This is a genomic window from Photobacterium sp. 2_MG-2023, from assembly GCF_030547675.1.
GTDB lineage: Bacteria > Pseudomonadota > Gammaproteobacteria > Enterobacterales > Vibrionaceae > Photobacterium > Photobacterium arenosum.
In genome coordinates this window covers 24,320-37,758 of sequence record NZ_JAUOQQ010000035.1, presented here as the reverse complement: position 1 = coordinate 37,758, position 13,439 = coordinate 24,320, and the positions used below count along the sequence as shown (strand labels likewise).

The following is a 13,439-nucleotide window of genomic DNA, read 5'->3' as shown; positions in this document are numbered from 1 at the left end:
GCTTCGATCATGGTTTCCAGCTTACCCTGGTCGATCGCGAAGTTACGGATACCTTCCGCCAGCTTCTCAATCGCCATTGGATCCTGGTTGTGATCCCACAGGAACTCCGCGTGGGTCATAGGCGCCGGACGCACTTCAGAAGTCACATCAGCAGAGAGCTTCTGTACCACTTCGCCTTGTGCTTCAGACAGCTCCTGCAGCAACTGCGGGCTGATGGTCAGGCGGTCACAGCCTGCCAGCTCCAGGATTTCGCCGGTGTTACGGAAGCTTGCGCCCATCACAACGGTGTTGTAGCCCAGGGCTTTGTAATAGTTGTAGATTGCCGTTACCGACAGCACGCCCGGATCTTCAGACGCTTCGAAGTCACGGCCTTCTTTGGCTTTGTACCAGTCCATGATGCGGCCGACGAAAGGCGAAATCAGGAACACACCGGCTTCGGCACAGGCGCGGGCCTGAGCAAAAGAGAACAGCAGGGTCAGGTTACAGTTGATGCCTTCTTTTTCCAGGATTTCCGCTGCGCGGATCCCTTCCCAGGTCGAGGCCAGTTTGATCAGGATGCGGTCGTTGCTGATGCCGGCATCGTTATACATTTTGATCAGCTTACGGGCTTTGGCCACGCTGGCGTCGGTGTCATAAGACAGGCGGGCGTCAACTTCAGTGGAGATACGGCCCGGCACCACGTTGAGGATTTCTTTACCGATGTTCACCGCCAGCTTGTCACCGGCGTCTTCGATTTGCTGTGCGTTATCGCTGCTTTGCGCTTTGGCATAAGCAATCGCATCGTCGATGAGCGGTGCGTACTGTTCAATCTCTGCGGCTTTCAGGATCAGGGAAGGGTTGGTGGTGGCATCTTGCGGTTGGTACTTCTTAATCGCTTCGATGTCGCCGGTATCGGCAACAACAGTAGTAAGTGCGCGCAGCTGTTCCAGTTTGGTGCTCATATCTCTTGTCCTTTGCTGTGTTTATGCAAACGTTAAGTTTGGCCTGTTGACTGTTCTTTTGAAGCCATGTCCGATGCTCTGAACATATGGATCGAAGCAAAATATTTGATGTCCCGATGATTAAATTTTTCTGTGTCGATGTCAATCGCGAAGCCCAATTCGAGCGGTTTTGTCAAACATTTTTTCGGTCACTTAGCCCAAGGATAAAGCGAGCATAGAAATGTACGCTGTAGTGGCTCAAGAAAACAGGTGTGGGCATATGTTTCCCTGTCGTTTTGTTGCTTGTTTGCCCGCTGCGCAGGTGTGGTGAGAATGTGGCGATCATTCAGGATGAGATTGTAAGACTTTGATCAATATAAAGTCATTACTCGATATCGACAGTTTGCTGCTGGCGGCGAATTTCGTCACAAAGAGCAGATAAGGCTTGTGAAACCGCATCAAGCTCAGATTCTGATGGGATTTGCGCAGCTTTCAATTGCATTTCGATTATCTTGGCACTGTGGCTGACCTGCTTTGCACAAAGACTGGCGGAGGCCCCTTTCAGGGTATGACTGAGTAACATTGCCTGCTCCAAATCGTTTTCCTCGATGGCATTGCGGATCTTCTGGTCGTAGTCATGGTGATCATCTGCGAAAATGGTAAGAAAGTACGTAATCATTTCTTTATCTTGATCAAGCATTTCCAGCAGTTCTTCCATGTCAATTTGTGTGATCTGATTTAAATCGAATGCTGCATGACTTGACGGTAACTCAGCTTGGTTAAGAGATGATAAAGAGTCGTTCAGGAGAGACTGATCCCGAAAATCGGGTTGTTTAAACGTGTGTTGGCGCAGATAGGCCATGTAGTCTATACGGTGGCGAAAGCGTTGGAGTGCATCCAGTAATTTTCGTTCGTCGAGAGGTTTGGTGATAACACAGTCGACCCCTGCATCCAGCATATTCTTCTGTGTTTCCTCAAACGCATCTGCGGTACAAGCGAAAATCGGGACAATGCAGAAAGGTTCGGGCAGGGAACGAATTCGCCGGGTCGATTCCAGGCCGTCCATCACCGGCATGTGATTATCCATAAGGATCAAATCGTAGGGTTGGCGCTGCATCATTTCCAATGCTTCCAGTCCGTTTTCCGCAGTGTGGGTATGAAATCCCCATTGTTGAAGAAAACTTTCCATGATCAGTACGTTGAGGTGGTTATCTTCAACAACCAGAACGTGCAGACCGGCAAAGGCTTCTCTGTCGATCTCGATGTTTTCGATTAACTCTTCCTGAGGGATCCCCGTATCAAGGCAGAGGTTGACGGTAACAGATGTTCCAGCGCCAGGCTCACTGCTAAGTTCGACATTGCCGCCCATTAATTCTGCCAGCTGTTTGACAATACTCAACCCGAGCCCGGTGCCGCCATAGCGCCGGCTGGTAGAGACTTCGGCCTGAGCAAATGGATCAAAGATGTGGGCCGTTCGCTCTGGCTCTATGCCAATGCCTGTATCTTCGGCCACAATCGTCAGTTGTTGTTGTTGCCCTCCGGTGAGCAGAGCCCGCCTCATACGCACTCTGACATGGCCTTTGTCTGTGAATTTAATGGCGTTGCTGATCAGGTTAAACAGAATCTGGCGAATACGGGATTTGTCGGCGTAGAACCAGGTTTCCTGATCAAAGCCACAATCAATATTGAAAGCCAGGCCTTTCTCTTTCGCCAACGAGTAATAGGTGCTTTCAATAGTGCCGACCAGATCAGTAAAGCAGAAATGAGTTTTATCCAGTTTCAGCTTGCCTTGCTCAATTTTAGAGAAATCCAGAATATCGTTCAGCAATGACATCATATGCTTACCTGAATCGAGCAGAGTGTTCAGGTGATGTTCTTGTTCTACCGTTAATTTGGTTTTCAGCAACAGTTGCGACAACCCCAGCATCCCGTTCATGGGTGTGCGTATTTCATGGGACAAGTTAGCCAGAAAGGCAGACTTGGCTTTATCCGCCGATTTGGCTTTTTCCAGCGCCTGATTGAGCCGCTTGGTATCAGCTGAAATTTTATCAGCTCCCTGATTAAGCGCATCATTGAGTAACTGAAATTCATACGGACCCTCAAAGGAGGGATTGGGCTGATAATCCCCTAAACGGAACTGAGAGGCAAAGCGAGTCAGCTTTGCTATAGGCCCGGTAATGCGTTTGGTGAGGGCGATGGCAAGTAAGAGGATTAATACACTGATCATAGCCAGCGCAAGCAGGAAAAAATGGTGCAGTTCATCAATAGTACCGATGACGCTATCTTGTGAGGTCACAGTGATCAGCGACCAGACGGGCATGCCTTCAGCATCATTGATCTGCGATGGTACAACAGCTGCGATCATCGCTTTATCTTCATCATCGTTGTAATTGTTGATGCCGGATATGAACGGTGAGAAAGAGGACATTGCTCCTGATCCTGCAACTAAACTGGCTTTGTAGAATTGCCTGAAATGATGCAGAGACTGTTCAGTGGCATGACTGCTGAGTAGCAGCTTGCCATCAATATCGGTCAGATAAACATTGTCGGTTGGGGCGACTTCATTGCCCAGTTGTTTAAGCTGCTGTTTGATGTCATCCATTTTGTATTCGATCAGCAGGAATCCATCAGGCTGGTGTTCGATTTTTTTGGCCAGAAAGACAATGGCCTCACCATTTTTGATCTGGGGACGGGAGATGTAGGTATTATCCTTGGCCAGCGTTTTTTCGATCTTCTCTAAATCCGGGGTATCAATGTTATTAATGGTCAACCCTGCATCTGAGCTCGCATTAAGATAATAATGACCGCCTTTCTCACGCACCTGATGCATAGCCGCAAAGGAAGGGTCGGTTTGCCCGAAATTATGAAAAAACTGGCTAATTTGTTCAGGAGGACGGGAAAAAATAGGGGAGTGACTTAATAAATCCAGATTTTTCAGTCGCAGATTGTGTGTCTGATCCAGGCTCTGGGCCACGATATTATTGCGGGCATTAATGCCGGCTGCAATTCTGTCCAGCGCGACTTCATTGAGTTTTTCACTGCTGATCCAGCCATAGATGTAAGCAGGAAGAATACCGACCGCAAGCATGCTGACTAACAAAATGGGCTTGATTCGATTGGGGACTATCCTTATCACCACAATACCTCAGAGTTTTTATGTAACTTGTTAATAAAGATTACGTGCTGAGATTATAAGCCAAAGTGAGATGGGTGAGTGAAGCTGAGCTAACAAAAATGATCTTTTTGCATGGTCTGTTTGCCGTTTCAACAGAAAAAGCGGGCTGAGTTAGTTAAGCAATTGTTCCAGCGTTAATGGCGAGGCCATGATTCCCAGCTGTTGAGCGGGTGTTAAGCCATTGCGATCTTGTCGGCACAGGTTATGCCAGGCCCGGTAAATATCCAGCAAAGGAAGTAACCCCCCCGGCCGGGCTTTTCTTCTGGGTTCATCAACCAACTGCGCAAATTGCTGATAAAATCGCTGCTGATACTCATCCACTTCGCGGTGAGTCGCAAGTTGCAGCCATCTGGCTTCATTGTTTTTTTCGCCGCCTAAATGGCAGATACCTTTGCCGACCTGATCAAACCGGGTAAATGCCCACCGGTCTCGCCACCATCCCAGTAAAACGATGTCGATACGTCCTGCGGCATTGCCCTGCGGCCAATCCGGATCTTCTTCTACATAGACAGGCTCAATAGTGCCGGAGCGAATTCTGTTCAGAAACACAGACAGACAAGCTGAACGTAACAGAGGCTCTTGCGGCATGAACAGCATGAGCTGAGTGTTATCACTCACTTGTTCATTAAGCTGTAGAAAATGCGCGTAAACCGCATACTGAGGCCTGATCAGATTACCTTTGGCCGGGAAATGTTCAATGTTCTGGTCACTGCTTGGATCTTCCAAATGCGGCCTTGATAGCACTTCTCGGTATTTTGCATCGACTTTCGCCAGTAAGCCCTGAGGGGCAGCCTGCGCTGCTGTCGGTGCGCTATTTTCCTGTCTGGCTAGGAAGCGGGCATTAGGGCTGTAAGGATCATGCAGCGTATCGGGTGTGCCTGTCTGTTCCGGGTGATAGTTAATGTGCTGGCTGAGTACATAGCCGGAATTTGCTTCGCAACTGGCAATCCAGTAAACGCCATTAGCAGCATGTGGCTGAAGCGGGTTGAGTGTACAGGCCAATGCCAGTTGTGATTTGTGTTGTAACAAACGGGCATCAAACACCGAAAGTTGCCGACGGCAGCGGCTGGCAATGTGGTTCAGTTGGTCGTAAAACGTTTTTGGATTCATACCAAGCCGCCGGCAGATATCCCGGATGGGGTGACCGGTAAACAGCAGGGCGAGCAGCTTTTGCTGAATCTGGTGTTTGGGATTAAAGCCAGACCATCTGTCGACAAACGTCGTCTGACAATTTTTACAGCGATAACGCTGACGATCACCACTGTAGCCAAAGGCATGATAAAGGTGGCGATGTGTCAGTACGGGTAAACCCAGATTGTCACAGTCCAGATTATTGCAGGCAGGTAAGCCGTTACTTTGCTGTAATTTCAGGTAACGCCACTCTGCAATGACATTTTTATTGCTGATAAGGGGAGGAAAGGCGCCGCATTCTTTGCAAATGAATGCAGGACGGTTTGGATTCGTCCTCTGAATGATATAGTCGTCTGGGTTCTGGGAACCGAAGTTTTGGCAACGTACGGTTTTGCAATGATTCAACTGCCAGTGTCCGCTGGCTGGCGGCAAGGTTGCAGAGTGTTTTTGATTTGTCATCATGCTTGCCACCCTCCTCGTGTACGGACTATAGCGAAAACATGCCTGGAAAAAGGTGCCGAGTCATTACTGCATACGATGACCCGACACCCATTAGTTGGCCCAAACTGCCAGGTATAGCATTGCCGCCCGGGTAAACCCGCTTCAAATTGTGTAAGACGCCACATTTTACCAATTTTTGAGCTGCGACAGGCAAATTCCCTGATTGAGCTGACTAATCCTTTACTAAGGCGGAGCAATGGCGCCGGCCTTATAAGCGCAATCCGGCCTGTATATGACAAACCGGATCAGATGCATCAGATAGTGATCGCTGTTTCCAGCGCAACTTGCATCATAGAGTGGAATGATTTCTGACGATCTTCAGAACTCAGGTGCTCGCCACGGGTAATGTGGTCAGACACTGTCAGAATGGTCAGCGCTTTCGCACCCAGCTCTGCTGCAACACCGTAAATACCGGCGGCTTCCATGTCGACACCCAGAATATTCAGCTTGTTCATCTTGTCGAACAGGTCGGCTTCAGGGCTGTAGAACAAATCGGCAGAGAACACGTTGCCGACACGTACCGGCACGTTTTGCTCACGCGCCTGGTTTACCGCTGTTTCCAGCAGGTGGAAATCGGCAATGGCGGCAAAGTCATGGTTGTTAAAGCGGATGCGGTTTACTTTGGAGTCGGTGGACGCACCCATAGCAATCACGATATCCATCAGTTTGATGTCATCGCTCACTGTACCGCAGCTGCCGATACGGATGACGTTCTTAACACCGAAGTCTTTAATGAGTTCGTGAACATAGATAGAGCAGGACGGGATACCCATACCATGGCCCATCACAGACACTTTCTTGCCTTTATAGGTGCCTGTGTATCCAAACATGTTGCGTACATTGCAGACTTCTTTGGCATCTTCCAGATACGTCTCTGCGATCAGTTTCGCACGCAGCGGGTCACCTGGCATCAGTACTGTTTCTGCGAAATCACCAAATTCGGCATTGATATGCGGGGTAGCCATAGCGGACTCCTGACAAGTTATTCGTTTTAAAAAATTATGAGAAGAAACGTTCAACCACTGCTTGGTATGCCATACCACCCAGATAAACACCCACAATCCCCATAATGCCAGATAACACTGGCGGAGCGGGTAGTGGCAGTTTTACTGCACTGAAAAAGAGACCGACAACGACTCCTGCAATGGTTGCAAGCAGAATCTCGTTCATGTGTTTACCCTCTGTCTGTATGTCGTACTCAAGTGGTACGTCTTATCTGAAAAAACATCAGCACAGCAGTGGCAGAAACTCAATGAGAGCCAGTTAAGAACTGTTGCTGAATCAGGGGGCCAGTCTAGTGAAGTTACCAAGAGCAACTTTTGAAGTTAGTCACATTTTATTGATTGTTCAGCCATCGATCCAGAGTTATTTACCAAACCTGTTGAAAACAGGAGGTTAATCGTTTGCGTTTTATTGTGGTACTGAGTTATTCAACATGATGAATAAAACCATATTTATTAGTATAAATATAGATATAACAGTACCTTGAGTGAGTTTTTCTTACTTTTGAGGAGTAGGATAAGGTTGTTTAATTCATGAAACGGGTAAAAATCAATGTAATCGATATCATTGATTTGCGTAATTATTTCAGGCGTGTGAGGCAGGAAAGAAATTCACAGGCAGAGATAACTATCTGCTTGTTTTTAAGATGTGTTTAGTTGGCGAAAATAAGGATATGGGCTATTGATTAATTGGGCACAGTCTGCAACGACAGTTTTCACTCTTTTGCTACGAAGGAACGTTAATATGAAGAAATTGATGCTATCAGCGGCGCTTGCATTGTTAAGTCTGCCAGCCAGCGCTGAAATTTTAGGTTTATCTGTCGGGGCCAATGCAGGTGCATCCCGCCTGGAGTATGACGGTAACTCTGATTATGGCTATGAGTACGGGGTTAATGCGTCTTATCAGGTCACCAGTATTTTTAGTGTCAATGCCGGGTTAGCCATTGGCAGTGCAGAAGTGGATTCATCGTTGTCATCGGCAAAAAATGATATTGATTATACCTCTGTGCCGCTGACACTTCAGGCCGATATTCCACTGCTGGTGGGTAGTGTTTATGCCAGAGCCGGCACTAACTATTACGATGTTGATCGTAAATTGTCCGGTGTGACACACAAGGATGATGGCTGGGGATTTGCCGGCGGGGCCGGTTTCGTGTTGGGTATTATACCTTTGCTGGATTTGACACTCGGCTATGAATACCGGGATATGGGAGATGTTGACAGTAACGCTATTCTGTTGAGCGTAGGATTCGGATTGTAATCGTCATTGAGTGCTAAAAAAGCGCGAAAACAGTAGCGAGATCAACACCTGTTCAGCCCGCAACCCGTATGGTGTTCTGTTTATGGGGTTGTTTATCCGGGGAGCAGTCAGGATAAGCAACGCCCGATCGCGGTGGAGGCATTCATGACCAATTTTGAACGATATGAGAAAACCAGTCAGGCTGTTTTTCTGGCGCTGTCGGAATGTGGTCCGGTGCAGGATTACTGGCGAACTAATCAGGTACGGCCGGATTGCCAGACGTTCATTTTGCGCGGTCTGTCCCGCTTGTTACCGCTGCGACAGAATGTTTTCAGAGATGCCATTGCTCCCTGGCTTGAAAATGCACAGCAGGCGCTGCAGTCTCCGGGCATGCCAGTTTCCCAATTATTGAAGAATGTCACTTATCCTTTTCCTTGCCGAGTCGACATTCAGGGTAATTTTCTGCCCTGCTGGGTGTGGGGAGAGTCAAAACATCTATTGGTGATCAGTATCATTGAACCCAGAACCGGGCAGTTTGGTTCTCCGCGAAATGTACCCGCTGAACGTTTAGTTGACAGACACAGATGGTTTGATGCCCAGGTGATAGACGGAGAGCAGGATTGTATCAGCGCAGGGCAAACCCATTTTCATCAGTTCGTTCAGCCTGACATGAAAAGCGATGAGCCAAGCGTCATCGATGCGATACGCCACCCCAATAGGCGTACCCTGAATCCGATCCTCAGTGTGACTTTAATCGCGATGATCGTGGTTGTATTTACCTGGGTGGTGACATCTCACCTTGGTTTTTGATCTGAGACAGGCAGATTTTCAGCGCCTTGAGGCTATCGGGGTAGCGTAAGCAGGACTTCACTTTAACGCTGAATTCGTTACTATGTCGCCAGATCGACAGACCCAAGCGTTTACTCCGTAATTGTAAGGAAAACCATGCATAATCTTTCTTTGTTATCGGCTTCCGAGAAAAACCGTATTGAACTCGACAAGCAGGCGGCTTACGCCGTTTGGCAGTTAAAAAACGGCAAAGCCGGGCCTGAAGTGTTCTTTAATCAGGCGGAAAGCATTTCCGATGATGACGAACGTGCTTTCTATGAAAAAGCCGTTGAGAAATACAAAAACCAGATGGGCATGGCCTGACAGCGCCTCAATTTAACGCATGGCTTTTTTCACTATCTTATTTCTGTTGATGGGGATCGGCATGACTTCGCTGGCCGTGAGCGCGCCGATCACAATCAACGCCATAGCGATCATTGTTTGCCCGGTGAGGGGTTCGGAAAAGAGTGGAATAGCCATCAGTGCTGCTAACACTGGCGTAAATGCCCCCAATGCGGCACTCATTTCCGCCCCCAGCCGTGAAATGGCTAGGGTATAACACAGGCTGGAAACTATCCCTACGCCGACTCCCTGAACCAGAAAATGGTACATCACTTCCTGAGAATCCACCGACAGCAAATTAAACGTCATTGTCTGGCTGAGAAAGCCTGTCAGTAGCAGACCACACCCTGATATTGCAATCACAGCCGCCCCTTCTGTTGCCGACAGGCCAGAGACGCGCATGGCTATAGTAAACCAGGCCCAGCTAACACTCGCCAGTAACAAAATGGCATAGCCAATCAGCATGCCGGGCTGCCCGCCAGCCAGTGACTTGGCGACAAAGCACACTACACCCAATGAGATACACGCTAAACCGGTCCGGCGCATCGGTGAGAGAGGCTCGCCAAAGCAGACGACGGCAATACCTGACACAAGAAGCGGCAATATACCCGGAATTAAGGAAGCGCCATCCGCAACAGGAACATAATGTAACCCGTACCCGGCAAGAAGCAGGTAGGGTAGCCCGGCTCCCCAGCATATCAGCGCTAAGTATCGCTTTGGGGTCTGAAAAATGTGCCTGGCTTTATGCCGGCACAACCAGCCAAACAGCAGGGCGGCGGGAACAAAGCGTATCAGGGCAATATCGGCGATCGTCAGATCTGACTGGCTGGAGGCCCGCAGTGAAATAAAAAAACCGGACCAGATCATCAAAGTAACCGTCATGGCTAACAGTCCGGTCAGCATAGCGGGCGTGTTCTTTTGCATCAGCGTAATCCTTGCGATTGAAGTGACTTCAGTATCCGCAAAAGCACGCGATAATAGTTGGCAAACTTAACTACCCATTTCTGCTATATTGGTGATTTTTTCCAATTTTATTTAAATTAGTGACTTATTTTACTAACTTGTTGTTAGTGATGAGTAACAAAGAGACGGGATGCGGGCGTGATGGATAAAAAAGATAAGCAGATTCTGACTGAAATACAGCGCGATGCACGTCAAAGCACCGCTGAGATCGCCGATAAGGTGGGTCTGTCGGTGTCACCTTGTGCCAGACGGATAAAGAAGCTGGAATCCGATGGCATTATCGCGGGATATCAGGCCACCCTGGACAGACAGAAACTGGGATTGATGATGACCTTTTTTGTCAATGTCAGCCTGAATAATCACAGGGATCAACCCATTGATGAGTTTGAGCTGGTGATGTCAGGTATGCCTGAAGTGATCAGTGCGCATGTCATATCCGGAGCACACGATTATCTGTTAGAAGTGGTCGCCAGAGATTTACCTCATTACGAAGCTTTCATCCGCAAACTACAGACCCTGACCATGGTAAAAGATATTCATACCAACCTGGCTATCCGAACAGTCAAAACCGGTCAGCAACTACCAATCTAGCAACGCTTTTCAGTCAACAATGTCAATCTTTTGCTCGCATTTCTTAAGTTTTTCTTAAGAAACGCGAGTCATACTGTATCTTTAATCTTGATGTAAAGGGTTTTTCTGAATTGGTGGTGACAAAAAAGCGCTCGACCTCACAGATTGAAATACTTGATCGCTTGTAAGCGGGAGCAACATCATAACTGGGTTTTTGCAGATTGTAGGCAGAGCAATATTTCACTATTTTCGGCCGTCTTAATGACTAAGCAAGGAACACTATGAAACCGGGTAACACTGGGTTGGTGCGTATCGTGAAAGCGGCGGGCTATTCGGTCCAGGGATTGAAAGCCGCCTGGAAGCATGAAGCGGCCATCAGACAGGAAATTATTTTGCTTGTTGTCTTAACAACCATTTCATTTTTTCTGCCTGTCACTTTTATCGAGCACATTTTGCTCGTTGCCAGTTTATTTCTGGTTGTGATCGTTGAGCTGCTGAATTCAGCGATTGAGGCTGTGGTAGACCGAATTGGCAGTGAAATTCATGAGTTAAGTGGCCGCGCTAAAGACATAGGCTCTGCGGCGGTATTTATTTCTTTGCTGCTGGCCGGCGGCATCTGGCTGGCGATCATCCTCAAGCTGTTTTGGTAATCCTTTGGTGATACCAAATATTTGGATCTCTTTGTAATGCAAAAACTTAAACCTATAACCGGGGTGATGTTTCCCATCGCCCTGTTTGCTCTGCTGTCACTTATTCTGCTCAGTGTGTCCCGCGTTGTGCTCACCCTCTGGCAAATTGACCACATTACCGGTTGGCAAGACTGGGCTTCGATCCTGTTACAAGGCGTCAGAGTGGATGTCTCTACGCTTTGCTGGTTGTTGATTCTTCCTTCGCTGTTATTGGCACTGTTGCCAACCCAAGGCCTTCTGGGCCAGATATGGTTGTTCATTCTCCGGCTATGGCTGGTGGCGGGCTTGTGGATTCTGGTTTATATGGAACTGGCGACCCCAAGTTTTATTAGCGAATATAATTTGCGCCCGAACCGCCTGTTCATTGAGTATCTGGTTTATCCGAAAGAAGTCTTCAGCATGTTGTGGGTGGGTTATAAGCTGGAGCTGGCTGTCGGGCTGATTGGTTCGGTATTAACCCTGTGCCTTGGTTGGTTGCTCAGCGGCTATGCTGTGCGTGATCTGGATGCTCCTCGCTGGTACTGGCGTCCAGTGCTGGCTATTTCTGTCGTGGCCCTTGGTGTGATGGGCGCGCGTTCAACATTCCAGCACCGGCCGCTGAATCCGGCCATGGTGGCGTTTTCTACCGATCCGCTGTTGAACGATCTGACACTGAATTCTTCTTATTCTGTTATTTTTGCTGCCAAGAACATGGCCTCTGAAAAGAACGCGGAAGCGTTTTACGGAACAATGCCGTTGGATGACATTATTGAAACCGTGCGTGCGTCTTCTGGTCGTCCGGAAAGTTTCATGCCCGGCGATATTCTCACTCTCAATACCAATGCGCCAACCGTTGAAGGTAAGAAAAATCTGGTGATCCTGCTTCAGGAAAGCCTGGGGGCACGTTTTGTCGGCGGTTTAGGCGGCCTGCCGCTCACGCCGAATCTGGATGCCCTGATGCAAGAAGGCTGGAACTTCACTCAGGTGTATGCCACAGGAACACGCTCAGTACGTGGAATTGAAGCCATGACAACCGGTTTTACGCCAACGCCTTCCCGTGCCGTTGTGAAGTTAAGTAAAAGCCAGACCGGGTTTTATACCATCGCAGGGTTGCTGGGCCGCCAGGGGTACCACACCCAGTTTATTTATGGCGGGGAAAGCCATTTTGACAATATGAAGTCTTTCTTCCTGGGCAATGGTTTTGAAGATATTGTTGATTTACCTGATTTCGTCAATCCTAAGTTCGTGGGCTCCTGGGGCGCGTCGGATCAGGATTTGTATCAGATGGCAGATAAACAGTTTACTAAGCTGCATCAAACCGGTCAGCCTTTCTTCAGCCTGGTATTCACCAGTAGTAATCACTCACCGTACGAATTCCCCGATGGTGAAATCGAGCTGTATGAACAACCTGAACATACCCGTAATAATGCGGTGAAGTATTCCGATAAAGCCTTAGGTGAGTTTTTCGCCAAAGCCAGGCAATCTGAATACTGGAAAGACACGGTTTTCATTGTCATTGCCGACCATGATGCCCGTGCTGAAGGTAATGTACCGGTTCCGGTTGACCGCTTCCACATTCCGGCGGTCATTCTGGGCGAGGATATTCAGCCTCGTCAGGACGATCGCCTGGCCAGCAATATTGATATGGCCCCTACTTTGTTGTCGCTGATCGGTGCTGATAACACATCACCTATGATTGGTCATGACTTGACCAAAGAGGTCGCGCCGGAATATCAGCGGGCAATGATGCAGTTTGATAAGAACTTCGGCTATCTGACCAGAGACAAACTGGTCGTGCTGCAGCCGGGTAAAGCCGCTATCGGATACCAGTATGACTTTACCCGGCAGACATTAACGCCGTCGGGTATTTCAGAGCAGGAATCCCAGCGTGCGCTGGCGCATGCCTTGCTGGGTGGTAAGCTCTACAGGGAAGGGCGTTATCGTCTGCCGCCGCAGACGGATCAACAGCATGCGATGGCAGTGAGCCATTAAATGACTGAGCCGCCTTCGAACAGGCGGCTTTTTCTTTTTGGTGATTGTGTGTCACAAGGAGTAGATTGGACACTACGGCTGAGCATCAAATTGGTGCTACGCTGAACC

At 48.5% G+C, this 13,439-nt stretch carries 12 protein-coding genes; 6 read left to right on the top strand and 6 right to left on the bottom strand.

Annotated elements, in window-relative coordinates; all coding sequences use genetic code 11:
• From tal to Q4491_RS20265, 5 genes are all read right to left on the bottom strand, one after another.
• A partial coding sequence (gene tal / locus Q4491_RS20285; RefSeq protein ID WP_303460421.1) for a transaldolase occupies nucleotides 1–941 on the bottom strand: 941 nt, incomplete at its 3' end.
• Between the two features lie 364 nt (nucleotides 942–1,305).
• On the bottom strand, nucleotides 1,306–4,056 hold the full coding sequence (locus tag Q4491_RS20280) for an ATP-binding protein (protein ID WP_303460418.1): 2,751 nt from the start codon (nucleotides 4,054–4,056) through the stop codon (nucleotides 1,306–1,308).
• Nucleotides 4,057–4,206: 150 nt separating this feature from the next.
• Entirely contained in the window at nucleotides 4,207–5,688 is a 1,482-nt protein-coding gene (locus tag Q4491_RS20275; protein WP_303460415.1) for a lactate dehydrogenase, read from the bottom strand.
• 293 nt (nucleotides 5,689–5,981) lie between these two features.
• Complete coding sequence (deoD, locus tag Q4491_RS20270) at nucleotides 5,982–6,692, bottom strand: purine-nucleoside phosphorylase (protein ID WP_027254273.1); 711 nt, start codon at nucleotides 6,690–6,692, stop codon at nucleotides 5,982–5,984.
• A 34-nt stretch (nucleotides 6,693–6,726) separates the two neighbouring features.
• The gene (locus tag Q4491_RS20265; RefSeq protein ID WP_036760236.1) at nucleotides 6,727–6,897 is read right to left on the bottom strand and encodes a XapX domain-containing protein; all 171 of its coding nucleotides are present in this window, start codon (nucleotides 6,895–6,897) and stop codon (nucleotides 6,727–6,729) included.
• A gap of 576 nt (nucleotides 6,898–7,473) precedes the next feature.
• Between Q4491_RS20265 and Q4491_RS20260 the strand changes: the two genes are divergently transcribed.
• The 3 genes from Q4491_RS20260 to Q4491_RS20250 all read left to right on the top strand — a co-directional run bounded on the left by Q4491_RS20260 (nucleotide 7,474) and on the right by Q4491_RS20250 (nucleotide 9,120).
• Nucleotides 7,474–7,989: an outer membrane beta-barrel protein gene (locus tag Q4491_RS20260; protein WP_192016314.1), complete on the top strand. Its 516-nt coding sequence runs from the start codon at nucleotides 7,474–7,476 to the stop codon at nucleotides 7,987–7,989.
• Between the two features lie 144 nt (nucleotides 7,990–8,133).
• Entirely contained in the window at nucleotides 8,134–8,778 is a 645-nt protein-coding gene (locus tag Q4491_RS20255) for a hypothetical protein (RefSeq protein WP_303460410.1), read from the top strand.
• A gap of 135 nt (nucleotides 8,779–8,913) precedes the next feature.
• Nucleotides 8,914–9,120 carry a DUF3283 family protein gene (locus Q4491_RS20250; RefSeq protein ID WP_218387299.1) on the top strand — a complete coding sequence of 69 codons (207 nt, stop codon included), beginning with the start codon at nucleotides 8,914–8,916 and terminating at the stop codon, nucleotides 9,118–9,120.
• Nucleotides 9,121–9,132: 12 nt separating this feature from the next.
• On the opposite strand, the gene Q4491_RS20245 is transcribed toward Q4491_RS20250, so the two are convergent.
• Entirely contained in the window at nucleotides 9,133–10,062 is a 930-nt protein-coding gene (locus tag Q4491_RS20245) for a DMT family transporter (RefSeq protein WP_303460408.1), read from the bottom strand.
• A 180-nt stretch (nucleotides 10,063–10,242) separates the two neighbouring features.
• Here Q4491_RS20245 and Q4491_RS20240 point away from each other — a divergent pair, with 180 nt between their 5' ends.
• The 3 genes from Q4491_RS20240 to Q4491_RS20230 all read left to right on the top strand — a co-directional run bounded on the left by Q4491_RS20240 (nucleotide 10,243) and on the right by Q4491_RS20230 (nucleotide 13,331).
• Nucleotides 10,243–10,692 (top strand): Lrp/AsnC family transcriptional regulator, encoded by a 450-nt coding sequence (locus tag Q4491_RS20240; RefSeq protein WP_218387298.1) that lies wholly within the window; start codon nucleotides 10,243–10,245, stop codon nucleotides 10,690–10,692.
• A 260-nt stretch (nucleotides 10,693–10,952) separates the two neighbouring features.
• Complete coding sequence (locus Q4491_RS20235; protein WP_303460404.1) at nucleotides 10,953–11,321, top strand: diacylglycerol kinase; 369 nt, start codon at nucleotides 10,953–10,955, stop codon at nucleotides 11,319–11,321.
• Nucleotides 11,322–11,357: 36 nt separating this feature from the next.
• Nucleotides 11,358–13,331 carry an LTA synthase family protein gene (locus Q4491_RS20230; RefSeq protein WP_303460401.1) on the top strand — a complete coding sequence of 658 codons (1,974 nt, stop codon included), beginning with the start codon at nucleotides 11,358–11,360 and terminating at the stop codon, nucleotides 13,329–13,331.
• Nucleotides 13,332–13,439 lie beyond the last annotated feature (108 nt).